Source organism: Synergistaceae bacterium, from assembly GCA_031272035.1.
Taxonomy (GTDB): Bacteria; Synergistota; Synergistia; order Synergistales; family Aminobacteriaceae; genus JAISSA01.
The window spans coordinates 26,743-50,637 of sequence record JAISUO010000038.1 but is presented as its reverse complement, the minus strand read 5'-3'; the positions used below and the strand labels follow the sequence as shown (position 1 = coordinate 50,637).

Genomic DNA, 23,895 nt, shown 5'->3' with positions numbered 1-23,895 from the left:
AGATGTTTAACGGGGCCTTTCTCCTTTCCGTGCAGAGGGAAATCACTACGCTGCGAAGTAGTTGTAGAAGGAGTTGGTCTTTTGATTGAGCATCGCACTCAGCTGATTCATCAGATTGAGTTTTGCGGTTATCAGAAGATTTTCCAGATCTTCTTCTTTTTCTGCGGCTTCTTCCGCTGCTTCTGTCGCGATTTCTGTGACACTTTCCGTGGAGGCTGTTTCACTGCTCACAGCGTTATCTTCTTCCGTCAGGAGGGCCTCCAGCCACTTCATGGATGCATCGCTGGCTCCGCTCAGTCCGCTGAGAGCGTTCATCCTGCCGCCGGCAAGCAGTTTGCGGGACTGAAGCTTATCCGTGATGACGGACAGATCCCCGCTTTTCGCCACGCTGTCAAGGTCGGTCGCTATCTCCTGAAGTATTTCCGCCCTCTTTCCGGCCTCTTCTGCAGCGACTTTTGAGACTGAGGCAGCCAACTCCGCCGCCTTGGCTTTCAGGGCTTCGGGGTCGTCTTCCAGTTCCTGAAGCTGGGCGATAATTTCTTCAATATTGATCCTGGTTTGCGTGCTTTGAGTCGAGGCCGTGCTGGAGTCGCTCTGTTGGTTCTTTGCTTCTCTCAATTTTTCAAGATATTCTTCCAATTTTTCCGCGGCTTCCGCTACCGCTTTCGCAACCGCTTCCGTAGCTTCAGCCGCTTCTGCCGCGGCCTCAGTGACGCTTTCCGTGGAAGCTGTTTCACTGCTTTCATCGTCGTCTTCTTCTGCCAGGAGGGCTTCCAGCCACTTCATGGACGCCTCGCTGGCTCCGCTCAGTCCGCTGAGGCCGTTCATTCCACCGCCGGCGGGCGGTCTGCGGGACTGAAGCTTATCCGTGATGACGGACAGGTTCCCGCTTTTCGCCACGCTGTCAAGATCGGCCGCCACCTCCTGAAGCATTTCCGCCTTCTTGCCGGCCTCTTCTTCAGCGGCTTTCGAGACTGAGGCGGCCAACTCCGCCGCCTTGGCTTTCAGAGCTTCGGGGTCGTCTTCCAGTTCCTGAAGCTGGGCGATAATCTCCTCAATATTGATACTGATTTGCGTGCTTTGATTCGAGGTCGTGCTGGGCGCGCTCTGTTGGTTCTTTTTTTCTCTCAATTTTTCGAGATATTCTTCCAATGCCGCGCTGGCGCTCGATACAGAACCGACATTCATTCCTGTTCCCCCTTTGCAGAACTTAAATTTTAATAAAGTATAGTCCTGATGAGCAAAGGTGCGGCAAAAGGAACGCAAAATAATGTAACGAATTGTAAAGAAAATTAAAACCCCCAACCCAGACGCGCAAAAGGTGTAAAATCAGGCATGAAGGGGCAGAGACGAAAACAACGAAAACTTTGTGCTTATTCTTTTGTGCAGGCGCATATACTGCTCACAGGCGGCAGGCGTCGTCGGTTTTTATCGGTATTCTCCAAAAGTGAGGTGAAAAAAGTGAGAAAACATTTTATTCATTCAAGCGTTCGCAGCGTCGTAAGTTTTTTTCTGCTCCTGTTTATGTCGCTGTTCCTCATGACGTGCTCAGGGGGCTGCGGCGGAGGCTCAAACGCCGTCAACGACGGGATGTCGGGTGCTCCGGACACGTCCGGGTTAATCGTGAAGGGGCCGGGGCATTCGCTGGCCGATGGCGAAGTCATCCTCACCGAAGCGGGGGATTACGACGTCTCCGGTGTGCTGAGCGATGGCTGCCTCGTCATAGACACCTCCAGTCAGGAGGTCAACGTCAACCTTTCCGGCGTGACGATCGCCAATTCCAGCGGCCCGGCAATCTTTGCGAAATCGGCGTCCCTGGTGAGGCTGATTCTGTCCGAAGGAACCGTCAACGCCGTTTCTGACGGTGGGGCGGACGCGGATCGCGACGCCGCCATATTTAGTTCCGTGCCTCTTGAAATCGGGGGCGGCGGTTCCCTCGTCGCAGTCGGAAACTGTCAGGAGGGGATCGCGAGCGACTCGACCCTCACCATCAGCGGAGGCGACATCCGAGTATCCGCGGTTGACGACGGCCTTAACGCCGGAGAGGGCATCGTCATCGACGGAGGCTACCTCTATGTGGACGCCATTGGAGACGGGATCGACTCCAACGCGAACCTCACGATAAACGGCGGAACCGTCATCGCGATGGGAGGCCCCGACAACGGCGGATTGGACGCCGGAGACGGCTTCAGGCTGTTGATCAACGGCGGTCTTGTGATCGGCACGGGGGATAACAACGCCAGAGCGGACGAGTCGTCCGCCCAGAAGGTCTTATCGCTGAATTTCGGCGCCGCGCAGCCGTCAGGCACGACAATCCACATCGCGGACAAACAGGGGGCGGCGCTCGTCACGTATAAAACGGGCCGAGACTGCCGCGGATTTATTTTCAGCAGCCCGAGCCTGCAGAGCGGCGTCGCGTACAACGTCTACACGGGAGGGACGTCTGACGGAACTGAGCGCGACGGCCTGTACGACACGGAAGCCTCTTACACCGGAGGCTCGAAGGAGACTTATTCGAGCCAGTCAGGCGGCGAAGAAGAAGACTTCATCCTTTCAGGGACGGTCGGAGAGTTCAACATTGGAGACACCTTTGGCTCCGGAGGAGGAGGCCCCGGCGGCGGCCCGCGCCCGCGCTTCTGACGTAATCTCGGGGAAGATTTGGCGCGGTGGGGGGAAGTACCCGCTCGGCCTGATCTGAAACAACTTGATAGTCATAATCGAAAATAATGGAGGTTCAGAAAATCAAACATGTTCTTGTGATCGACGATGACGTGGACCTTTGTGCGCTGCTCAGGGACTACCTGCAATCGGAGGGTTTTGAATTTGCCTGCGCCCACTCCGGAAACGCCGGATTGAAACTTTTGGACGATCATTCGTATGACATCGTCATTTTGGACATCATGCTGCCGGAACAGGATGGCTTCGACGTTCTGAGGAAAATTCGCAACATCTCGAACGTACCGGTGGTCATGCTGTCCGCCAGAGGCGATCAGATTGATAAAGTCGTTGGGCTGGAAATCGGCGCGGACGATTACATCTGCAAACCCTTCGACGCGCGCGAGCTGCTGGCCCGACTGAAGGCCGTGCTGCGCCGGTCCGGCGATCTTTCCGAAAGGCCGGGGCATGATAAAGTCGTCCTGGTCGACCTGGAAATGCGCCGAAGCGCCCGCTCCGTCAAAGTCGGGGCGAAGGAGATTTCCCTGACCAATATCGAGTTCAGTCTGCTGGACTCGCTGATCTCCTGCGCGGGGAAAAAAATATCCGCGGAACAGCTTTCCCTGAGCGTTCTGGGTCGGGATTACACCGTCTTTGACAGAAGCCTGAGCGTCCACATCAGCCGTCTGAGGCGCAAAATCGGGCCTTATCCCGACGGCAGAGAGCGCATCCGGACCCTGAGAAATGAGGGGTATATGTACGTCTACCCCAAAAACGATTTTTCGGAGGACCAGCCATGAAACGCCTCGTCTTTCCCTCGCTTTTCTGGAAAATCTACCTCACTCTGCTTCTGGTGCTTTTTCTGCCCATGATCATCATTCATCTGACCCATCTCGCCCGGGTGCTTCAGGATCGGGAGGACCGGGAGCCGCTGAAAATTTTCAAACATCTGGAATGGCACGTCTCCGAACTGGCCCGACAGGCGGATTCGATCCCGCGGGAGGAGCTGCTGCCCTGGATCGAAGCCGTCAGGGCTTCCAGCGACCTGGAGATTCGTGTGGAACGGGACGGGGAAAGTTTTTTCACGGAAGGCGCGGAGCGTCTTGACGCCCAGGCGGAAGAAACTCCCTTTCGTTTTTTCGAGACTTTCCTGTCTCCATCGGGGCGCACGCGGGTTGTCGCCGCCCTGCGGCACCAGGGGCCGGCGAATTTTTTGGATTTTATCAAAATTCCCATGGCGGTGGCCGTTCTGTCCGTGTTCTTCAGTTTTATGCTGGTGAAAAACTTCATGACGCCCCTGTCGAAACTTCAGGATATTACTCAAAAACTGGCGGGAGGCGTTTTTTCGGTGAGGGTGGACCCCAGCGTCACAGGTCGGGGCGACGAAATCGCCGCTCTGGGTAAAAGTTTCAATAAGATGGCCGAGTGCGTGGAAAACCTCGTCTCCTCCCAAAAACGGCTTCTGCGGGACATCTCTCACGAAATACGCTCTCCTCTGCAGCGCATGGACCTGGCCGCGGCGCTTTTGCGAAAGAACCTCCAGCCCGCGTCGGAGCTCGAAAATAAATATCTGGAACGCATCGAGCTGGAAGTGAAATGTATCGACGACATGGTGGAGGAGCTTCTGACCCTGACCCGGGTGGAGGAGGGCTCTCTGACCCACTCCGAACGGGTGGCGCTGGACGAGGTTCTTCGCTCCGCGGTGGAGGATGCCGCCTTCGCGAACACCTCCGGAAAAACGATCGTGATCCTGAACGCCCCGAAGCTCGCCGTCCGCGGCGACGCGCTCCTGCTGAAACGGGCGCTGTACAACGTCATTCAAAACGCCCTTCGCTACATCGACCCGGAAAGCGTCGTTGAAATCGACCTGCGTCAGGAAGATGGCCAGAAAGAGAGACAGGAAGAGGGAAACAGGGCGAAACGCGCCGTTCTCACCGTTCGCGACCACGGATACGGCGTCGCCGAGGAGGAGCTGGAAAAAATCTTTCTGCCCTATTATCGAACCGACAAGGCCCGGGAGCGGTCCCAGGGAGGGGTGGGGCTGGGCCTGTCCATCACGAGACGCATCGTCGAAAGCCACGGGGGAAATGTCTTCGCGGCAAACGCGCCGGGAGGCGGTCTGGTGGTCACCATCGCCCTCGGTATCGATGAATGAACCGGTGATGGAGCCTTTCCCTTATTATCTTATTGCTGAATGGTCACCCTGTCGCCGTCGTTGAGGCTGGCGCCCCCGAAGACGATGACGCGGTCGCCGGAGACGACTCCCTCCGTCACCTGAAGATAATTGCCCTGCCTCAAACCGGTTTTGACTTTTTGCAGACGCGCCGCGCCGTCATTTTCGAAAAAGACGAACTGCCCCTCGGAACCGCTCTGAATGGCGCTTTCGGGAACGAGAACCACATCCCGAAACTCTTTCTCCACGATGGACGCCCTGCCGAACATGCCCGGTCGCAGAAGGTTTCCAAGGGCTTCGTTGTCGATCTCCATTTCGACGACGCTGGTGCGGGTCGCGGGATCGACGTAGGGCTCGATGCGGGTCACGTGGCCGTGAAATTCCCTGCCCTCCAGAGCGTCGAACCTCATGATGACGTCCATGCCCGGGTGGACGATGAAAATTTTGACCTCCGGAACCCGAACCGTCGCCTTGAGCCTCCTAAGATCGGCGATGTCCACGATGGGCGAGGAAGGGGAGATCATCGCGCCGGCGGTGAGGGAGTAGTCGGACAGAACGGTTCCGTCCAGAGGGGAGTACATGATGTAATCCTGCTGGGTGGATTTCACCCGGCCAAGCTCGGCAGCGGCCTGTTTTTCTTTGGCCTGGGCGGCGTTGTAGCTCGCCCTCGCGCTGGCGTAGGACGTGGCGATGGAGTCGTACTGCTGCTGCGTGCTGAACCCCTCTTTGAGAAGCCTCTGGTAGCGGTCGAGGTTGGTTTTGGCGTTCATCATCTCGGCCCGTGCCCGCTCCGTGTCGGCTCTGGCGGAGGCCACCTGCGCCTCGGTGGAGCCGATGAGGGCGTTCTGCTGCTCGTGCTCCAGAGTGGCGATGAGCTGACCTTTTGTCACAATATCGCCGGGCCTCACGTGAAGTTTTTCAAGTCTGCCTGTGACCCGTGGCAGCATCTGCACTCTGTTTATCGCCTCAATGGACATGTTCTGGTCGATGCTTTCGCGCACAACCCCGTTGCCCGAGGCGATTTCCACCCGAACGTAAGCCGCCTGAACTGAGGCCGCGGGTTCCGCCGGTTTCAGCTCCTGAGAGGACGCCTTCGCCCCCCTGAAGATCAGAAAATACCACGCCGCTCCCGCAAAAAGCGCGAGAAAGAGCACTACTGTCACCGCGCGGGTCCCGCCAGTCCTTTTTTTCCATTTTTCCAACTTCATCGCAATCATCAGAATGTCATCCCTTCAACCCAGTCCGCGATATTCCCCTCAGTCACTTTGAGCGCGACAATCGCGAGAAGATTATTATACAGTGAACGAAGATGTTCAAGCCGGCTTTCCGTGAGAGAAGTTTGGGCCGAGAGCAGGTCGAGCTGAGGCGTCACTCCCTCCTGAAAACCGACTTCCGCCAGCCTCAGCGTCTCCTCGGCAAGTTCCAGGGCCTGCGCCGTGGACTCCAGATTTTCCCTGGCCGTTTCCAGTTCGGTCCACGCCGTCTCCGTTTCCGATTTTACATCCAGCTCTTTTTGCGCCCGGGCAATTTCGTTCTGCTTCATCACGGCCTGAGCTTTGATGACGTTTCCCCGTGAGACGCCGCGGTCGAAAATGGGAAGAGTGAGCGTCAGGTCGGCCCTCCAGGTGTCCCCTCCACGGTCCTCGCGGTTGTACGGGTCCGACAGCCCCGTGGAGGCGGTGAGACCGAGCTGTGGGCGCAGGGCGCTGCGTTCGATTTCTATCTGGTTGCTCTGATATTCGATCTGCTGTTTGAGAGCGGCAAGGTCCGCCCGGTTGCTCATCGCGGCCGCCAGAGATTCCTGCCTGTTTCCCGAAATTTCCATGGGCGCCAGCTTTCCGTCCACCGGCCGGCGCTCCTCCGGCGGAACGGCAAGGAAGTTCATAAGGGAGATTTGCGCCGCGTCCCGGAGCCCCTCGGCCGACGCGAAATCCGCCCGGCTGGCCGCCAGCTGCTGGGAGGCGCGGATCACCTCCAGCCGGTTCGACAGGCCCAGCTCGTTCATGCGCGTCACCTCCCGCAGGTGCAGTTCCCCTGCCACGATGGCCGATCGTTCGGTTTCCACCCGTCGTTCCTGCAGCAGAACGTTGTAGAAACGGGCAAAAAGCTCTCCAATCGCTCGATTTTCCGCATCCGCCAGATTGAGTTCGGCGATGGACCGGACCTGTGACGACTGACGGCGCAGCGCCGAATTTCTGCCCCCGGAGTAAAGCGTCTGGGACAGGGCGGCGGTGACGGCTCTGGAGTCTTTGCGGTCGGAGCCGTCGGAGGTCTGAGTTTCCTTTTGAAGGTTGGCGCTGCCGCTGATGGAAACCTGAGGAGTCATGGTTCCGTCCGCCTGAAGTTTGAACGCGTAAGCCTTCAGAGCTTCCTCCCGAAGCGAGAGAAGCGTTGAATTGCGGGCGAGGGTCAGCTCCACCGCCTCTCTGATGTTCAGCGGGGTTTTTGTGTCCGCCTCGGCGGGGGAAAGGGGCGTCAGAAGCAGAATCCCCGTCATCAGAAAAATTGCCGCGGACGTCCCGATTTCGGAACTGCCGGCGTCGGGATTCTTACGGGACCGCTGTTCGCGCAGGCGCCGCCAGGCGTTGAAACGGCGAATGCGGGCCACGACTCTGTCTTTCATGTCATCGAAGATGAGGTAGACGACCGGTATGACGAAAAGCGTGAGAAGGGTGGACGTAAACAGACCGCCGGTTACCGCCACGGACATGGGCTGGCGCATTTCGCCGCCTTCGCTGAGGGCGAGGGCCACCGGCAGGTTCCCCACGATGGTGGATACCGTGGTCATCAGTATCGCCCGCAGACGCAGAGGCCCGCTGGCGAGCACCGCGTCCAGCTTCTTCATTCCGCCGGCCCGAAGCTGATTGATGAAGTCCACCAGCAGAATCGCGTTGTTGACCACCACTCCCACGAGCAGGATGATCCCCATGAAACTCATGACGCTGATGCGAAGCCGGAAGAGGTACATCAGGCCGAAGGAGCCCGCCGTCATCAGGGGCAGGGAGAACATGACCGTGAAGGGATGCAGAAACGACTCGAACTGGATGGCCATCACGATGTAAACCAGCAGAATGGCGAACACGAGGGCGATGGTCATGGCGGAAAACGTGTCCTTCATCCGCTCGGAGTCTCCGGTGGGAACCATGTCGTAGGTCCCGTCCTGAGGGGCGAATTTGCGGAACTCGTCCTCCATGATCGTTATGCCCTCGCCGGGAGAGATTCCCTCCACGTTGGCGCTGATCTGAATCGAACGCTGCCTGTTGTATCGCTTGATGACGTTGGGAGAAACGCCGATGCTGCTGGTCACGAGCCCCTCGGCCCGGATGACCTTTCCTCCCTCCGTCCTCACGAGGGTGTTGAACACCCGGTTCGGGTCGTCGCGGAGGTTGTTTTCAGCCCGAATTTTAATGTTGTACCGGTAGCCCCCCTCGCTGAAGGTCGAGCCGCTGTCGTCTCCCCCGAACCAGGCGTCCAGCTCGTCGGAGAGGTCCCGGATGTTCACGCCCAGGTCGTCGGCCAGAGCCCGGTTCAGCTCCAGGTTGATGCGCGGCTTGTTCATCTGCAGGTCGGTCATGATGTCCACGAGGCCCCGGGGATTTTTGGCGAGGTCGGCCTTGATCCGGTCGCCGATTTCGGCGAGGGCCTCGCTGGTGGGTCCCCGAACCACCAGCGTGAGGTCGGAACCGCCCCAGTTGCCCATTTTGATGTCCACGTCCCGGAACGCGGCGAGTTTTCGGCGCAGGGTGGACATGATGACGCTGGAGGGCGGGCGCTGATCTCTGGGGATGAGTTCTATCGTGAGCGTGCCCTTGTAGACTTCCTCTCCCTGTCCGCTGCCGGCCACGCCGTAGGTGTACGCGACGCTGGGCTCCTCCTCGATGACTTTGATCATCTCGCCCATGACGCGCTCCGTGACCTCAAGGGCGGTTTCGGCGGGAAGCTCCATGTTGAGGCGCAGAAATCCCTGGTCCTCGGTGGGCTGAAATTCAGAGCCCAGCTTCGTCGCCAGAAAGAGCCCCCCCATGAACACGGCAAGGGCGATGAGGACGGTGGTGTATCGGTGGCGAATCGCCGACGCCAGCGCGATTTTGTACCCTCGCTCCAGAAGGATGAACGGCGCCTCCAGAATCCTCTGCAGGAGTCCCTGACGCTCCCTGCTCAGAATCCGCGAGCACAGGAAAGGCGTGAGGGTGAGGGAAAGCAGAAGGGAGATGCTGATGGTCATGGCCACCGTGATGCCGAAGGCGTTGAATATTTTGCCCATCATGCCGCCCATGAAGGCGATGGGGAGGAAAACCGCCAGAGTGGTGGCGGCTCCGGCGATGACGGCGAACCCCACCTCTCCCGCGCCCTCTCTGGCCGCGCGCATGGTGGTTTTGCCCATGGCCTTGTGGCGCGATATGTTTTCCATGACGACGCTGGTGGCGTCGACGACCATGCCCACCGCCAGCGACAGGCCCATCATGGAGATGTTGTTGATGGTGATCCCCATCCAGTAAAGCACCGCGATGCTTCCCAGGAGGCAGACCGGAATGGTGATGACCGCGATGATCGTCGCCCGAAGGGTGCGCAGAAACACGAACATGATGATGGAGGTGAGGCAGATCGCCAGGATGATGTCGCCGCGGACGCCGTTCATGGAGCGGAGGATAAAGCGGGATGTGTCGGAGACGATCACGAGTTTCGTTCCCCGGGGGGCGATTTTGTTGAGTTCCTCAAGACGCTGACGCACGCCCCGGGAGAGCGCGACCTCGTTGGCGCCCTTCTGTTTCCGCACCTGCACCATGATGGTGGGTTTGTTTTCGTACAGGGACTGGCTGCGCCTGTCCTCGAAATCGTCCTCGATGCGGGCCAGGTCGTTGAGGCGTATGATCGCCCCGTTTCGGAAGGTGACGGGCACGGAGGCCAGCTCGGAGACGGAGCGGTATTCACCGTTGAGCCGGATGCCGTACTCCCGGGTTCCGGTTTCTATTCGTCCCGCGGGAAGCTCCACGTGCCGGTTGTAAATGGCGGTTTTAATGTCCTTCGTCGTAACGCCGTAGGCTTCCATGCTGTCGGTGTTGAGCCAGACTCTTATTTCCCGGTCCCGGAACCCGGCCAGCTGCACGCTGCCGACGCCCGTGACGGTCTGAAGGCGTTCGGAAACCACGTTGTCCACGTAGCGCGCCACGGACCGCATGTCCGTCCGCCCGTCGGACTCCACGGCGATGTTGATGATCGGTCTGTCGGAGGGGTCGTATTTATCGATCTGGGGTTCTTCGCAGTCGTCGGGAAGCCGCCCTCTGGCCATGCTGACCTTGCCCCGAACGTCGGCCGCCGCGAAGTCGATGTTCCTGTCCAGGTCAAATTCGATGACGATCACGGAACGTCCTTCGTAGCTGCTGGAGGAGATGTTTTTTATGCCTTCGATGGTGTTGATGCGGGCTTCCAGCACGTCCGTCACGTCGTTGTCCATGATGGCCGGAGCCGCGCCTTCCATTGTCGTCCGCACGACGACGATGGGGAAGTCGATGTTCGGCATTCGTTCGACGCCCATATTCGCGTAGGAATAAAAACCGACGATGAGAACAGCGATCGTCAGGATCAGAACCGTTACAGGGCGCTTCAGCGAAGTGTCGATAATTTTCATTGCGTTTGACCGTCCTTAAAATTATGATCAAAAAAAGCCTTGTCGATCTTTTCATTTTATACGTATCCATACACAGATTAATAAGCGGATCGATAAGACTATTATATCTACAAGAGTTTTCATTTTATGAGTTTTATGTGTTTATTTTATGGATTTTGTGTGTCCCGAAATTTTTACACGCATTTTGCTGCGCGGCTGCCCTCCGGCGTTGTTCCTGTCGATCCGGTCCGCTCGATGAGGCTCGATGGGGAGATTCTCGCAATTCTCGCGGGAGCTATTGTCTCTGAGGCCTCGAATGTGTTATACTGCCGTGGCTGTCTGGATGCTTGTATTTTTGGATCAGGGAGGCGTATGTTTCGTGAAAAAAGGTACCTATCAACCCCACCGCAAACCGCGCAAGAGAAAAATCGGTTTTCTCGCGCGTTCCTCTTCTCCGACGGGCCGTGCCGTTTTGCGCAACAGAAGGCGCAAGGGTCGTAAGTGCCTGACAACGGCCTGACGATCAAAAAAGGATGGGAGTTTGATCTCATTTTCCGCACCGGTCTTCGGATACAGGGAGAACTGGTGCGGTTGTTGTTTTTGAGAGGCTCGGGGGCTCCGTCGCGACTGTGCGCCCGGGCGGGCTATGCCGTGGGAAAACGCCAGGGCAGGGCTCACGTGCGCAACAGGGGACGAAGGATTCTCCGGGAGGCGTTTCGCAGGCTTCGCCCCTGGGTCGTTCCGGACGTCGATCTCGTTCTCTCTCTCAGGGACAGGGCGCTGGGGGCGGGAGCGGTGGAGATTTACCGCGACATGGCGAAACTGCTGGGCAGGAACGGGCTTTTTGTGACGGACTGGCCCGGAGCGGACTGGAACCGCGTCGGCAGAACGTCGGGAAATGAAAAATGAACGTTGTCGTGCGCCTGGCGGTGGGGCTGATACGTGTTTATCAAAAATGCCTTTCTCCGCTGCTGGGGCGTCACTGTCGTTTTTATCCCAGCTGCTCGGAATACGCGGCGCAGGTTATAACGGAATGGGGTTTTTTCAGAGGCCTCGGGTTGACGGTGAAACGTCTCCTGAAGTGCGGTCCCTGGCATGAAGGGGGCTACGATCCACCTCCCCGGCGATGTTCCCCGCAGTGAGGCGAATTTTGCGAACGATCAATATTTGAGGACAATTCTGTAGGACGGTGACTTGGATTTGGGATATCTGTGGACGCGGGCCGGAGATTTTATGATGTGGCTCCTGCAGAGTTTGTACGCGGTGACAAACTCGTGGGGCTGGTCGATTATTTTGCTGACGCTTTTGGTCAGGTTTGCGATGCATCCTCTGACGCAAAAACAGATGGTCAGCATGCAGAGGATGCAGAAGCTGCAGCCGCGGCTGAAAGTGCTTCAGGACAAATACGCGGACGACAAGGAAACTCTGAACAGGGAAGTCATGGCGCTGTATCGGGAGAACAAGGTCAATCCGGCGGCGGGGTGTCTGCCCCTGCTGATCCAGCTTCCTATTTTTATTTTGCTCTATGGCGCACTGACCCGGCACGGCTTCGCCGGAGCCAGTTTTCTGTGGATTCACCTGGACGGTTCGGCGCTTTCGACGGTCGCCGACGCCATTCGTCTGGTGAACGAAGCGGGAGAGCCCGTGGCGAAGGAGGCGCTGGGGGTGGTCATGGTGGTTCTCTCGGCCATGAGCAATCCCTCGTTGCTGCTGACCAATCTGGGAGTCTGGCTGCCCAATACGGTTCTGCTTCTGACCATCGCTTTTCTGACCTGGTACCAGCAGCATCTTTCCGCTTCGGGCAACCCTCAGATGGCCATGATGAACTGGTTCATGCCCATTTTCCTGACGTGGATCTGCCTCTCTCTGCCGGGCGGCGTGCTGCTCTACTGGGGAGTTTCTTCTCTCATGGGCGTGGTGCATCAGCTTTTCGTCATGCGGCGGACCAGCCTGGAGATGCAGGAAAAACCCGTTCTGCTGCAGGAAAAACCCGCTCATAAGGACGAGTGAGGTCTTCCTGTTCGGGGCTGGAGCGCGGAGTGACCTGGCGAGGCAGTGGATTTTGCAGAGGAGTGGATATGAGGAGAGACTCCGGGAGGTGACTCCGGGAGAGGATTCTGAGAGAAGGTTATGAAAGAAGGTAGTATCGTGGAGCAGGATACGCATCTCATCATCGAGGCCCCCTCTCTCGAAGAGGCGCTGGAAGAGGCGTCGAGGCGCTGGAACGTGCCGGCAGGAAGTCTGAGGGCGGAGGTCGTCGGCGAAGAAAAAACTTTTTTCGGTCTCTTCGGCAGGAAGCTGAAGGTACGGATCGAACCTGTAAAATCTTTGCTGTTGCTGAAAAGCAGCGCGTTTCTTTCCGATCTTCTGGCCCATATGGAGCTGTGCGCTGAACCGGAGTTCTGCGAAGAAGAAAACATGATCGGAATAGAAGGACAGGACGCGGACATTCTCGTGGGACGTCACGGGGATGGCCTGAAAGCTATGGAATATTTGCTCAATCTTGCTCTCCGTTCCCCCGGGGAGGAGCCGAGAGTCCGCCTTGATTCCGGAGGATATCGGGACCGTCGCAGAAAGAGCCTGGAACGCCTGGCCGAGGCGACGGCCCGCAGAGTTGTCCAGCGGGGAGCGCCGCTTCGTCTCGAACCGATGCTGAGCTGGGAACGATGGGTCATTCACACGACTCTCAAGGATCGTGACGACGTGGAAACTCAGTCCGTCGGAGAGTCTCCGGAGCGGAAGGTGGTCGTCATTCCGAAACTGGGCGCCGCCGAGCGCAGAGAAAGCACCCGTCCCGCCGGGAAAAGCGGTCTTCGCAGAACGCATTACAGGAGGTGACCATGTATCCGGTTCTTTTCAGCGCGGGGAGTATTCAGATTCAAACGTATTACGTGATCTGGTTTATCGCTCTGTCCCTTGCGATGATGTGGAGCGTCCGTCGTTTCAGGCTCTATGGCGTGGACGAGGACGAGGGGAGACGCGTGATTGGCTGGGCGTTTCTCGGTATGCTCTTCGGAGCGCGGGCTTTTGAATATATCTGGAACTTTTCCGCCTATTGGAAGACGCCGTCTCTGTTCCTCGACATGGACCGGGGGGGGCTGTCGGAGGTGGGCGCTTTTTGCGGCGCTTTTCTCACGGCGTTGCTTCTGTGCCGGAACAACCCGAAAATTTCCATGGGACGGCTGTGTTCGGTGGTCTCCCTTCCGGCGATTTCCACGATGGCGGTGGGGCGTTGGGGATGTTTTTTCGCCGGATGCTGCGTGGGCAAAGTAAGCTCTCTGCCCTTTGCGGTCCATTTTCCCTATGACTCAGCCCACGTCCTGCGTCACGCAACTCAGCTCTACTATTCTTTTTTCTCCTTCGCCATTCTGATGGGGCTTCTGTGGCTGGAACGGAAAGCCTTTCGGCGGAAAATCGCCCCGAGTCGGTCTCCTGTGGCGCCGGCGGGGCTTCTTCTTTATTCGCTGATGCGGCTTTCGGTGGACCCCCTGAGGACGGAAAGCGGGTCGGAGGGACTCGTGCTTTCCCATTGGATCTTGCTGGCGACGATGCCCCTCGAAGCCGTCTGGCTAATGAAAGCAATGAAAGAATAAGCAATGAAAGAATGAAAAGAAAAACGCGCTCCTGCTGAACCTCGATGTCGTAAAATCGTAAAGTTTTTTTGTCAGGGAGGTGTGATATATGAAAATTTTGAAAAAAGGAATCGGAACGGCGCTGGTGCTGATCCTGTGTTTCTTCGTGACGGAGCGGGCCTCTTTCGCCGCTTCTCGAAGCGTTCGATCGGACAATCCGGTCGTCGAAATTGTGAAAAACGACTCTCCGGCGGTTGTCAATATCGATGTGGAAACGGTTTCCAAATCCTCTTCTCTGCCTTCGCCCTTTCGGGACGCCCCTTTCTTCAAAGAATTTTTCGGTGATGATTTTAAGCGTTTTTCCCGATCTGTCCCCATGAAGGGCAGAGGGTCGGGCTTCATCGTCTCCAAAGAAGGTCAGATCGTCACCAACAACCACGTGGTGGAAGGCGCGGATAAAATTACGGTGACGCTGGCGGACGGAAAGGTCTACGTGGCCACGGTGCTGGGTCGGGATCCCACCTTCGACCTGGCGGTGATTTCCATTCATCCGGACGTGGATTTGCCGGTGCTGACCCTGGGAGATTCGGACGCCGTCGAGGTGGGCGAGTGGGTGGTGGCCATCGGAAATCCCTTTGGCCTGGAGCACACCGTGACGGTGGGGGTGATTTCCGCAAAAAACCGCAGCCTCCACACCCGAGAGGTGAACTTCGACGGTTTTCTGCAGACGGACGCGGCCATTAATCCGGGAAACAGCGGCGGCCCCCTGCTGAACATGGACGGCGAGGTCATCGGAATCAACACGGCCATCGTTCCTTACGCCCAGGGGCTGGGGTTCGCGATTCCCGTCAACATGGCGAAGCAGATCATGGACGACCTGGTGACCTACGGCAAGGTCAAGAGGGGCTGGCTGGGAATTGCCGTGCAGAACCTGACGGAGGAGTTCGCCGAGGCCTATGGAGTGGAGGCGGAAAAGGGCGTCATCGTGGGGGACGTTTTCGAGAACTCCGCCGCTTCGAGGGCGGGGCTGCTTCGGGGCGACGTCATTGTGGAGGCTCAGGGCAAACCCGTGACCGACGTGCAGGGTTTCGTCAGCCTGGTGCGGTCTCAGACCCCGGGCTCCGAGCTGAAGCTGAAGGTCCTTCGGGGAGGCAAAACAACGCTCATAACGGCAAAGCTCGACGAAATTCCCGAGTCGGAGGGGGGAGTCGCCTCGTCTTCCGGCAAACGTTCGTCCTCTGACGTCTTCAAAAAGGCCGGACTGACCCTGTCGAAGCTGACCTCCGACCTGCGCCGCCGCTACGGAACAGAGCGGGAAAAGGGCCTGGTGGTCACGGAGGTGGAAGAGGGTTCTCCCGCCCAGTCCGCGGGGCTGCGGGAAGGGGACCTGATCCTGGAGGTCAACGGCAAAAAAATAGAAAGCGATTATCCCGAAGGAACCCCGGGAGAGGGTAAATCCGTCGTTCTCCTGGTGGAGCGGGAGGGGCGCACCTTTTTCGTCTCTTTAAAAATGAAATGAAAAAAAAGACGGATAAAAAAAGGATGGTTTACACCCCTTCGCAACAATGGTACAATTCGATAGATTGTAAGCTGGGCGAGTAAAGGCGCCCGGTAAAATTTTTTATGGTAAAGGAGCGTTCTTATGGCAACGCGGAGAGAACCACGTTTTAAACTTTCCCGTCATCTGGGAGTGAATGTCTGCGGTCACCCCAAGGCTCTGAAGCGGACGGACACCAAAAAACCCGTTCGGAGCGGACAGAAAGTTTCGGAGTACGGTCAGCAGCTTTTGGAAAAGCAGAAGATCAAGGCCTATTATGGCATTCTGGAGCGTCAGTTTGCCCGTTATTTCGAGATTTCCAAAAAGAGCTCCGAAATGACCGGCGTCGCTCTGCTGAAGGCGTTGGAGTGCCGTCTGGACAACCTGGTTTATCGCATCGGTTTTGCCCGATCGATTCGTCAGGCCCGTCAGCTCGTCACCCACGGACATATTTTGGTCAACGGGGCCAAGGTGGACATTCCCTCCTACGGGGTGAAGGTCAGCCAGGTGATTTCCCTGAAGGAAAAATCCCGCACCAATCAGGTGCTGCAGGACAACTTCCAGGGGCTGGTTTCCTTCAGCGTCCCCTATCTGGAGAAGAATAAGGACCAGTTCAGCGGCAAGCTGATTCGCGAACCTCAGCGCAGCGAGCTTCCCATTGAGGTCAACGAAATCCTGGCGGTTGAGCTCTATTCCAAGTAGAGCGCCCCTGCTTCCTTTTTCTTCTTCTCTGCTTTCTTCCCCGCCCTCTCCTGAAAACTTTTATAAAACCCGGCAGTCCGGAATTTCGGGCCCGCCGGGTTTGTTGTTTCTCCTGTCCGTATCACTCGAAGGAGGGGCTTCTCCAGGTGATCCGTCCGCTGCACATGGTCATGGCCACCGTAATATCCCGAATATCGGCGGGACTGACCAAAAAGGGATCCTCGTCCAGGACCACGAGGTCGGCGTCCTGACCTTCCCGGAGCTCCCCCCGCCGTCTTTCGTTGCCTCCGTGCCAGGCTCCGCCCCAGGTGTAAAGGGCGACGGCCTCCGCCACGGACAGCCTTTCGTCGGGAACCCAGCCTCCTTCGGGTTCGCCGTCCGGGTCCTGACGCGTGATCGCCGCGTGAATGCCGGTCAGGGGCCGCAGGTCCTCCACGGGGGCATCCGAGCCCCCCGACAGGACGATACCCCTTCTCATCATGGACTTCCATCGATAACTGGCCATGGCCTTCTCCTCGCCCAGGCCGGCGATGGCCATTTCCCGGTCGGAGGGTACGAAGCAGGGCTGAACGGCCGCTCCCACGTGGAGGTTTTTCATTCGATCCAGCTGGCGGTCGTCGGCGACCTGGGCGTGAATGACGATGTGGCGGGTGGTGTTGGGGTAGGCCGCCTGAGCCGCTTCGAAGGCGTCGAGGCACATATCAAGGGCGCCGTCTCCGATGGCGTGAGCGGCCACCTGCATCCCCGAGGAGTGAGCGATCCGGACCATTTCGTTCAGTTTGTGGGGGTCGTAAAGGGGCATTCCCCGTTTTCCGGGAGTGTCCTCGTAATCCCTGCGCAAAAAGGCGGTGCGTCCCCCCAGGGAACCGTCGGTCAGAAGTTTCACCGGACCGATCTGATACAGAGGCGTTCCGTCCCCTGTGCGCAGTCCCTCCGCAAGAAAGGCCAGTAAATCCTCCGGTTCGGGCAGCAAAAACTGCTGACGCACGCGAAAGAGCAGACGGCCTTCGTGTTCCGCGCCGGTGTAAAAGGCGATGAGCCGGCGGAAATCGTGGTCGAAAGCTCCCATGTCGTCGGTGTTCAGCTGAGTCAGGCCAAAGCTGGCGGCCAGAGGGCTGTATTCGTCGAGAAGACGAAAGGCGTCGTCGTCGCGCAGTTTGGGCATACGAGCCTGGACCCAGGAAATCGCCCCTTCCGTGACGATGCCGGAGAGCTCCCCGCTGGAATCCGTTTCGAAGGAGCCTCCCTCGACCCGGGTGTTTCTCGTAACGCCGAGGACGTTGAGGGCCGCCGTGTTCAGGAGGGCGACATGTCCGCACACGCGGGTCAGCAGTACCGGGTTGCGGGGAACGATGCCGTCGATATCGTGGCGGTTGGGCAGACGGCCGTCGGCCATGCGGGCGTGGTTCCAGCCCCGTCCCCGATACCACTCGTTCTCGGGCAGGGGCCGTTCTTCCACGTAGGCCGCCAGGGCTGCGCAAAAATGCTGAATGGACCTGCAGTCGCCGAGTTTCAGCGTTTCCTGGGACTGCATCCAGCTCATGAAGTGCATGTGCGAGTCCGCAAAGCCCGGGAAAACGGCGCGTCCTTTCAGGTCTACAAACGCGGCCTCCCTTTGTGGGAGAATGTCGGAGATCCCTCCTGTCCTGGAAATCATCCCTCCCTCGATCAAAAGGGCCTCCGCCGTCCCCTGGGGGGTGTGAATCCGTCCGTTTACAAGCACGGTCTTGCTGTACATGCTCTTCCGCCTCCTCTGTCGCGGTCATGGTGTCGCTGTCGAAGTGATTATAACGCAGGTTATGCCGCTCACGGAGACCGGAAACGAATTTTCCCCGCGGACTCCGGCTTGTCGTCGGTTTTGTGCTATTATTGACAAACATATTTTTTGCTGTACGGTGGGGAGAAAAGCCCTGTATAATTAAATGGAAAATGCGATGGCAATGAGAAAAAAGCAATGAGAAAAAAGCGGCTGCAGAAAATGGGTCTGCATGAACGGCGCGGAGGTGCGGATATTTATTGTGGGATCGACGGCGGACTGCGACAGGGGCGGCAAAGTGAGCGGTGAACTGTACGACGGAAAAAACGGTACGGATCGAAGGGAGCGTCATTTTTTCGACGAGCTTGTCTCCATTACAGAGCTCCTGAGGAGTCCGGAGGGATGCCCCTGGGACAGAGAACAGAAGCTGGAGGACCTGCGCGCCTATATCGTGGAAGAGGCCTATGAACTGGCGGAGGCCATTACCGAGCGGGACATGAACAACGTGCGGGAGGAATCCGGCGACCTCCTGCTGCAAATCGTTTTTGCCGCTTCTCTGGCGAAGGAAGAAAAGGCGTTCGGTATCGAAGACGTGGTCCGTACGGTGTGCGACAAGCTGGTACGGCGGCATCCTCATGTTTTCAGGGATGTCGCGGTGGAGAACAGCGACGACGTCATGCGCAACTGGGAGCAGATAAAACAGGAGGAACGACGGGAGAAAAAGCAGGAAACGTCGCTTCTGGCCGGAGTGCCCAAAGGACTGCCGCCTCTGGTGAAGGCGTACCGTATGCAGGGAAAGGCGGCCCATGTGGGCTTCGACTGGCAGGGTGAGGATACGTCGCCGCTTTTCGCGAAGCTGGAGGAAGAGATTCAGGAGCTTCGGGAAGCCCTTGCCTCCGGCGATGCGGACGGGGTGGAGGATGAACTGGGAGATCTGCTGTTCATGACGGTGAACCTGGCCCGGCACGTGAAGGTCAATCCGGATGCGGCGCTTTCCCGGGCCTGCGGAAAATTCGCCTCCCGCCTGCGGAAGGTGGAAGGCGAGGCGGAGGCCCGGGGCCTTCGGCTGAACGAGTGCTCCCCGGAGGAACTGGACGAACTCTGGAGGCGGGCGAAGAAAAACGAAGCGAGCTCTGAAGTCTGAAGCTGAAGTCTGAGGTCACGAATATAAAAATGGATATGAAGAGAGTCCTGCAGGGATTCTTTTGAGGAGGGGCAATGATGGCACAGGAGAAAAAGAACGGGAAAGCGTATAATTCCGGAGAAACGGTGGAGAAAAAAGCGGAAGGCGCGACTTCGGGCGAGCCTCGCGGGGAAAAACAGGAGAAGCAGGAAAAGCAGCCGCAGCGCAGAGCGATGATCATGGAAACGGCCCTTCGCGACGCCCATCAGTCGCTTTTCGCCACGCGAATGCGCACGGACGACATGATTCCGATACTCGAAACGATGGACGAGGTGGGCTATCACTCCCTGGAAATGTGGGGAGGGGCGACCTTCGACACCTGTATGCGCTTTCTGGACGAAGACCCCTGGGAGAGGCTGAGGGCTATCCGGAAGCGCATCAAAAAAACGAAGCTCCAGATGCTCCTGCGGGGACAGAACCTGGTGGGATACCGCCATTACGCGGACGACGCGGTTCGGGAGTTCGTGAAACGGACCGTGGGCAACGGTATGGACATCATCCGCATTTTTGACGCGCTGAACGACCTGCGCAACGTGGAAATCGCGGCGGATCAGGTGAAAAAGGAAGGGGCGCACCTGCAGATGTGCATTTCCTACACCCTGTCTCCGGTCCACACCCTGGACGCCTTCGCGAAGATGGCCTTCGATATGACCCAAATGGGGGCCGACTCCATCGCCATAAAGGACATGGCGGGCCTTCTGAACCCCGTGGACTGCGTCAGCCTCGTAAAGGCGATCAAGGCGAAGACCGACGTGCCCATTCAGCTTCACTCCCATTACACCAGCGGCATGGCGTCCATGGCCTATTACGCCGGCCTGGAGGCGGGGGCTTCCATTGTGGATACGGCGATTTCCCCGCTTTCCATGGGAACCAGCCAGCCCCCCACGGAGTCTCTGGTGGCGTCCCTGGCGGGAGGCCCGCTGGATACGGGAATCAGCCTGGAAAACCTCGTCCCCGTGGCGGAATATTTCAAGAAAATTCGGGAGAAGTACAGCAGCCTGATCACGGACATTGGAGGCGTCAATATCAATATTCTCCGGTATCAGATCCCTGGAGGCATGTACTCCAACCTGGCCAACCAGCTCAAGGAAGTGAACGCCCTGGACAAGCTGGACGATGTTTTGAGAGAGGTTCCGGTCGTGCGGAAGGCCATGGGTTATCCTCCTCTGGTGACGCCCACCAGTCAGATCGTGGGCACTCAGGCCGCGCGAAACGTTCTGTCGGGAGAGCGGTGGAAGCTCATTTCCAAGGAAGTGAAGCAGTATTTCCTTGGCTATTACGGCACCGCCCCGGCGCCTTTGGATCCGGAGGTGCAGAAACTGGCCATAGGGGACGAGACCCCCATCACCTGCCGTCCCGGCGAAAAAATCCCTCCTGAAATGGCGGAGGCCGAGAAAGACGCCGCGGCCTGGTCGTTGCAGCCGGAGGACGCGCTTTCCTGGCTGATGTTCCCGCAGGTGGCCAAGGATTTCCTTCCCAAAAAATACGCGCGCGCCACGAAAAGGGATGTGGGTCTGAACGAGCTGGTCGACGACGCCGCGTACCCCGTATAGCGAGGAAAGGAAACGAATGGCGTCAGGAGAAACCATGCCGGCCGCCTGGTCGGAGAATGTGGAAATAACGGGAGAAGGCGCGATGCTGCGTATCTCGGGGGCCAACGATGAAAATCTGGAGGCCATCGAAGCGCGCTATCCCGTGAATCTTGTGGCGCGGGGGTGTCGCATTCAGATCAACGGCCCCGACGAAGAGCCGGTGAAAATCGTTTCCAATCTGCTGCGGCAGCTTTCCGCGGTGGCCGGGAAGGGATACGACGTGCATCCCACGGATGTGAGGCACGCCATGGACGCACTGGCGGAAGGCGGTGAACTGCACCTGGAAAGCCTTTACTCGGATGTCATCTGTACGACTGCCAAGGGGAAACCCATAAGGGCCAAAACGGCGGGACAGCGTGCTTACGTGCAGGCCATTCGCGAAAACGACATCCTTTTTGCCGTGGGACCGGCGGGGACGGGAAAAACCTATCTGGCGGTCTGCGAGGCGGTTTCGATGCTGAAATCGGGAAACGTCACCCGGGTGATTCTCGTGCGCCCCGCGGTGGAGGCCGGGGAGAGCCTGGGCTTCCTTCCGGGGGACCTTCGGGAGAAAGTGGAGCCTTACGTCCGTCCTCTGTACGACGCCTTCTACGAGCTTCTTTCCCCTGAGCGGTTCGCCCGGTACGTGGACAAGGGAGTCATTGAGATCGCTCCTTTGGCCTATATGCGGGGACGCACCCTGAACGAGAGTTTTATTATTCTGGATGAAGCTCAGAACACCACTCCCGAACAGATGAAGATGTTTCTGACCCGCCTCGGCTTCGGGTCGAAGGCCGTGGTCACGGGCGACGTGACGCAGATCGACCTTCCCTCGGGCAGGGAATCGGGGCTGAACTGCGTGCGCTCCATTCTGCAGGGCATTCCGGGGATCGATTTTTTCGACCTGACTCACGCGGACGTGGTGCGTCACGAAATTGTGCAGAAAGTCGTCCAGGCTTACGAGCGATATGAACAGCGGCACAGGTCATAAATCCGGTCCCCCGGAGCGGAGGGTGATCCGTAAACTCTACAGGGCCTACGGCATCCCCGTCCTTCTTCTGCTGCTGGTGGGAGGAGCTGTTGTGGCGCTGCAGTGGCTCTACGCTTCTGAGCGGTACAGTTTTTCGGAGGGAAAACTCTCTCCCCGTACCTACAGCGTCGTCACCCCGATGAAATACACCGACCTGGGCATGACGGGGACGCTGAAGAGCGCGGCCGAAAAAGCCGTGGCAGGGGTTGTGATTCGGGACGTAGGGGTTCTTGAGCGCATGAACGAACGGCTGGACGAATTCCGGAACGCCCTTCTCGGCGGCAATAAAAGCGGCAATAAAAAAGAGAAGGAAAAGGAAGACGCTTCGTTTTCCCCGGAGCTGCTGGAGGCGCTGCGTGGGCTTCCCGAGGAACGTCGGGAGATTCTTTTGGATTTCGCCGGTCAGACGGGACGGACGTATTTTCAGAAGGTGGCCTCCGCGGACATGCCGGTTCCGGGGCAGGACTCCACCGAGCTCTGGGCGGAAATCAACAAACTCGAACTGTCGGACGAGGAGCAGAATCTTCTCTACCAGGTAATTCTGACGATTCTCGATTTTCATTACCGGGTGGACTCCCAGCTGACGACGATGGTGCGAAACGTCGTAGGAGGCGCGGTGCCCCCCGTGGAGCGCCGGCTGGAGGTGGGGAGCGTCATCGTGGAGCGGGGGCAGATGATCACGCCTCAGATCGCGATCCTGCTGAGGCTCCAGGGGTATACGGAAGACGCCTTCCCGGTGGTCCAGCTGATCGTAGTGGCTCTGTTGCTGCTCATCCTGCCCATGTGGCTGGACATTTCCATCGGAGATGTGATTTACGACAGACCTTCCTGGGGCTGCATCGTCTTCGTGTTCGGCCTGGGGTGGGTCTGCGAGGCGGCGGCGTCCCATCTCAACACCCCGGGAGCGGGCATTCTGGCCTCGGTGATGATGGCTTATCTTTGTATGCCCTGCCGGATGGCTTTCAACGTCTGTATGGCCGGAGCGGCTTCGGGGGTGTTCCTGATTACGGGATTGTCCGTTTACAGTACCCTGTTGCTGGTGATCTCCAGTTTGCTGGCCCCCATGGCGGGATATTACGCTCTGTCCAAAATAGAATCCCGGGAACACCTCGTGTACAGGGTTTTCCTGCTGGCGCTTCTCCTGGCTCTGGCAAAGGTGCCTATCCTGTGGCTTCAGGGGTACCCCATCACCGTGGAAACTCTCCGGCTGAGCCCTCTGGGAGAAACCTGGCGCATGTGCGGACGGTTTCTTCTGTTTGACCTGGCGACGACGTTTCTGGCGATTTCTCTCCTGCCCATGATCGAGGGGTACATCGGGGTTTTTTCCGTTTTGAGAATGAGAGAGCTGAGTCATCCCTCCAGCCCTCTGCTCCGGAAACTGCAGGTGGAGGCCCCCGGTACCTATCATCATTGTCTGATGATCGGGACTCTGGCGGAGGTTGTGGCGGAGGAGCTGCACATCAATGAAAATCTTCTGAAGACGGGAGCCTATTACCACGACATCGGAAAAATGCGTCACCCCCGCTTCTTCGTGGAGAACCAGAGGGGCGGCGAAAATATTCACGATACGCTGTCTCCCACGCTTTCGGCGCTGGCCATCATCGCCCACGTTCGGGACGGTCTGGAAATGGCCGCCGAGTTCGGGCTGCCCAAAAAGGTGAAACAGTTCATCTCGGAACATCACGGCACCACGTCTCTCGCCTACTTCTACAGAAAGGCCAAAGCCGCGGGGGAAAATGTGGACATCGACCAGTTCCGGTATCCGGGGCCCAAACCCCAGTCACGGGAGACGGCGCTTCTGATGCTGCTGGATTCCTCGGAGGCCGCCATGCGCGCGGAAGGCAAAAAAATTCAGACCATCCTTGACATTCAGGAGGTTATTGAACGGGTCATCGCCCTCAAGCAGGCGGAGGGGCAGCTCGACGACGTGAATCTGACGTTTCGGGAGCTGACCCGGATAAAAGAGGCTCTTCTCAGAGCTTTTCAATCCATGTATCATACCAGGAGAGTCAAAGAAATCAAAGAGAACAAAGACAGCAAAGAAAATCAGGAAAATCGGAAAGAACAGGCGGGAAAAGCCTGAATGGCCCGTTTGGGAAGGAGTCAGT

General features: G+C 58.0%; 19 protein-coding genes. 15 read left to right on the top strand and 4 right to left on the bottom strand.

Annotated features, from left to right (window positions below; genetic code table 11):
- Positions 1–45: 45 nt before the first annotated feature.
- Positions 46–1,188 (bottom strand): hypothetical protein, encoded by a 1,143-nt coding sequence (locus tag LBR61_04740; GenBank protein MDR1731382.1) that lies wholly within the window; start codon positions 1,186–1,188, stop codon positions 46–48.
- Positions 1,189–1,461: 273 nt separating this feature from the next.
- Here LBR61_04740 and LBR61_04735 point away from each other — a divergent pair, with 273 nt between their 5' ends.
- From LBR61_04735 to LBR61_04725, 3 genes are all read left to right on the top strand, one after another.
- Positions 1,462–2,640 carry a carbohydrate-binding domain-containing protein gene (locus LBR61_04735; GenBank protein ID MDR1731381.1) on the top strand — a complete coding sequence of 393 codons (1,179 nt, stop codon included), beginning with the start codon at positions 1,462–1,464 and terminating at the stop codon, positions 2,638–2,640.
- An 86-nt stretch (positions 2,641–2,726) separates the two neighbouring features.
- The gene (locus tag LBR61_04730; protein ID MDR1731380.1) at positions 2,727–3,455 is read left to right on the top strand and encodes a response regulator transcription factor; all 729 of its coding nucleotides are present in this window, start codon (positions 2,727–2,729) and stop codon (positions 3,453–3,455) included.
- Entirely contained in the window at positions 3,452–4,810 is a 1,359-nt protein-coding gene (locus LBR61_04725; GenBank protein MDR1731379.1) for a HAMP domain-containing protein, read from the top strand. The genes LBR61_04730 and LBR61_04725 overlap by 4 nt, the downstream gene beginning before the upstream one ends.
- Positions 4,811–4,839: 29 nt before the next feature.
- Here the strand turns inward: LBR61_04725 and LBR61_04720 are convergent, their stop codons facing one another.
- The gene (locus LBR61_04720; GenBank protein MDR1731378.1) at positions 4,840–5,991 is read right to left on the bottom strand and encodes an efflux RND transporter periplasmic adaptor subunit; all 1,152 of its coding nucleotides are present in this window, start codon (positions 5,989–5,991) and stop codon (positions 4,840–4,842) included.
- Between the two features lie 53 nt (positions 5,992–6,044).
- Positions 6,045–10,457, bottom strand: coding sequence for an efflux RND transporter permease subunit (locus LBR61_04715; GenBank protein ID MDR1731377.1), 4,413 nt, complete (start codon positions 10,455–10,457; stop codon positions 6,045–6,047).
- Positions 10,458–10,815: 358 nt separating this feature from the next.
- On the opposite strand from LBR61_04715, the gene rpmH reads away from it, so the two are divergent.
- The 8 genes from rpmH to rpsD all read left to right on the top strand — a co-directional run bounded on the left by rpmH (position 10,816) and on the right by rpsD (position 16,247).
- The gene (gene rpmH / locus LBR61_04710) at positions 10,816–10,956 is read left to right on the top strand and encodes a 50S ribosomal protein L34 (GenBank protein MDR1731376.1); all 141 of its coding nucleotides are present in this window, start codon (positions 10,816–10,818) and stop codon (positions 10,954–10,956) included.
- Positions 10,938–11,345, top strand: coding sequence for a ribonuclease P protein component (locus LBR61_04705; GenBank protein MDR1731375.1), 408 nt, complete (start codon positions 10,938–10,940; stop codon positions 11,343–11,345). Before rpmH ends, LBR61_04705 begins: the two co-directional genes overlap by 19 nt.
- Positions 11,342–11,578, top strand: a complete 237-nt coding sequence (gene yidD / locus LBR61_04700; protein MDR1731374.1) for a membrane protein insertion efficiency factor YidD — start codon at positions 11,342–11,344, stop codon at positions 11,576–11,578. Before LBR61_04705 ends, yidD begins: the two co-directional genes overlap by 4 nt.
- A gap of 58 nt (positions 11,579–11,636) precedes the next feature.
- A complete protein-coding gene (locus LBR61_04695) occupies positions 11,637–12,446 on the top strand; it encodes a YidC/Oxa1 family membrane protein insertase (GenBank protein ID MDR1731373.1) in 810 nt (269 codons plus the stop codon).
- A gap of 120 nt (positions 12,447–12,566) precedes the next feature.
- Positions 12,567–13,274: a Jag N-terminal domain-containing protein gene (locus tag LBR61_04690; protein ID MDR1731372.1), complete on the top strand. Its 708-nt coding sequence runs from the start codon at positions 12,567–12,569 to the stop codon at positions 13,272–13,274.
- A 2-nt stretch (positions 13,275–13,276) separates the two neighbouring features.
- Positions 13,277–14,029, top strand: coding sequence for a prolipoprotein diacylglyceryl transferase (locus LBR61_04685; GenBank protein ID MDR1731371.1), 753 nt, complete (start codon positions 13,277–13,279; stop codon positions 14,027–14,029).
- An 88-nt stretch (positions 14,030–14,117) separates the two neighbouring features.
- Positions 14,118–15,527: a Do family serine endopeptidase gene (locus LBR61_04680; protein MDR1731370.1), complete on the top strand. Its 1,410-nt coding sequence runs from the start codon at positions 14,118–14,120 to the stop codon at positions 15,525–15,527.
- Between the two features lie 123 nt (positions 15,528–15,650).
- Positions 15,651–16,247, top strand: a complete 597-nt coding sequence (gene rpsD, locus LBR61_04675; protein ID MDR1731369.1) for a 30S ribosomal protein S4 — start codon at positions 15,651–15,653, stop codon at positions 16,245–16,247.
- Between the two features lie 121 nt (positions 16,248–16,368).
- Here the strand turns inward: rpsD and LBR61_04670 are convergent, their stop codons facing one another.
- Positions 16,369–17,985, bottom strand: a complete 1,617-nt coding sequence (locus LBR61_04670; GenBank protein ID MDR1731368.1) for an amidohydrolase — start codon at positions 17,983–17,985, stop codon at positions 16,369–16,371.
- Positions 17,986–18,235: 250 nt separating this feature from the next.
- Between LBR61_04670 and mazG the strand changes: the two genes are divergently transcribed.
- From mazG to LBR61_04650, 4 genes are all read left to right on the top strand, one after another.
- Positions 18,236–19,147: a nucleoside triphosphate pyrophosphohydrolase gene (mazG, locus tag LBR61_04665; GenBank protein ID MDR1731367.1), complete on the top strand. Its 912-nt coding sequence runs from the start codon at positions 18,236–18,238 to the stop codon at positions 19,145–19,147.
- A 212-nt stretch (positions 19,148–19,359) separates the two neighbouring features.
- Positions 19,360–20,739: a pyruvate carboxylase subunit B gene (locus tag LBR61_04660; GenBank protein ID MDR1731366.1), complete on the top strand. Its 1,380-nt coding sequence runs from the start codon at positions 19,360–19,362 to the stop codon at positions 20,737–20,739.
- Positions 20,740–20,773: 34 nt separating this feature from the next.
- Complete coding sequence (locus tag LBR61_04655) at positions 20,774–21,748, top strand: PhoH family protein (protein ID MDR1731365.1); 975 nt, start codon at positions 20,774–20,776, stop codon at positions 21,746–21,748.
- 22 nt (positions 21,749–21,770) lie between these two features.
- Positions 21,771–23,870 carry an HDIG domain-containing protein gene (locus LBR61_04650; GenBank protein ID MDR1731364.1) on the top strand — a complete coding sequence of 700 codons (2,100 nt, stop codon included), beginning with the start codon at positions 21,771–21,773 and terminating at the stop codon, positions 23,868–23,870.
- The last annotated feature ends 25 nt before the right edge of the window (positions 23,871–23,895 follow it).

Coding starts and splice junctions, on each gene's coding strand:
- LBR61_04740 (MDR1731382.1), bottom strand. CDS start 1,188: ATGAATGTCGGTTCTGTATCGAGCGCCAGCGCGGCATTGGAAGAATAT.
- LBR61_04730 (MDR1731380.1), top strand. CDS start 2,727: ATGGAGGTTCAGAAAATCAAACATGTTCTTGTGATCGACGATGACGTG.
- LBR61_04725 (MDR1731379.1), top strand. CDS start 3,452: ATGAAACGCCTCGTCTTTCCCTCGCTTTTCTGGAAAATCTACCTCACT.
- LBR61_04715 (MDR1731377.1), bottom strand. CDS start 10,457: ATGAAAATTATCGACACTTCGCTGAAGCGCCCTGTAACGGTTCTGATC.
- yidD (MDR1731374.1), top strand. CDS start 11,342: ATGAACGTTGTCGTGCGCCTGGCGGTGGGGCTGATACGTGTTTATCAA.
- LBR61_04690 (MDR1731372.1), top strand. CDS start 12,567: ATGAAAGAAGGTAGTATCGTGGAGCAGGATACGCATCTCATCATCGAG.
- LBR61_04685 (MDR1731371.1), top strand. CDS start 13,277: ATGTATCCGGTTCTTTTCAGCGCGGGGAGTATTCAGATTCAAACGTAT.
- LBR61_04680 (MDR1731370.1), top strand. CDS start 14,118: ATGAAAATTTTGAAAAAAGGAATCGGAACGGCGCTGGTGCTGATCCTG.
- rpsD (MDR1731369.1), top strand. CDS start 15,651: ATGGCAACGCGGAGAGAACCACGTTTTAAACTTTCCCGTCATCTGGGA.
- LBR61_04670 (MDR1731368.1), bottom strand. CDS start 17,985: ATGTACAGCAAGACCGTGCTTGTAAACGGACGGATTCACACCCCCCAG.
- mazG (MDR1731367.1), top strand. CDS start 18,236: ATGAACGGCGCGGAGGTGCGGATATTTATTGTGGGATCGACGGCGGAC.
- LBR61_04660 (MDR1731366.1), top strand. CDS start 19,360: ATGATCATGGAAACGGCCCTTCGCGACGCCCATCAGTCGCTTTTCGCC.
- LBR61_04655 (MDR1731365.1), top strand. CDS start 20,774: ATGCCGGCCGCCTGGTCGGAGAATGTGGAAATAACGGGAGAAGGCGCG.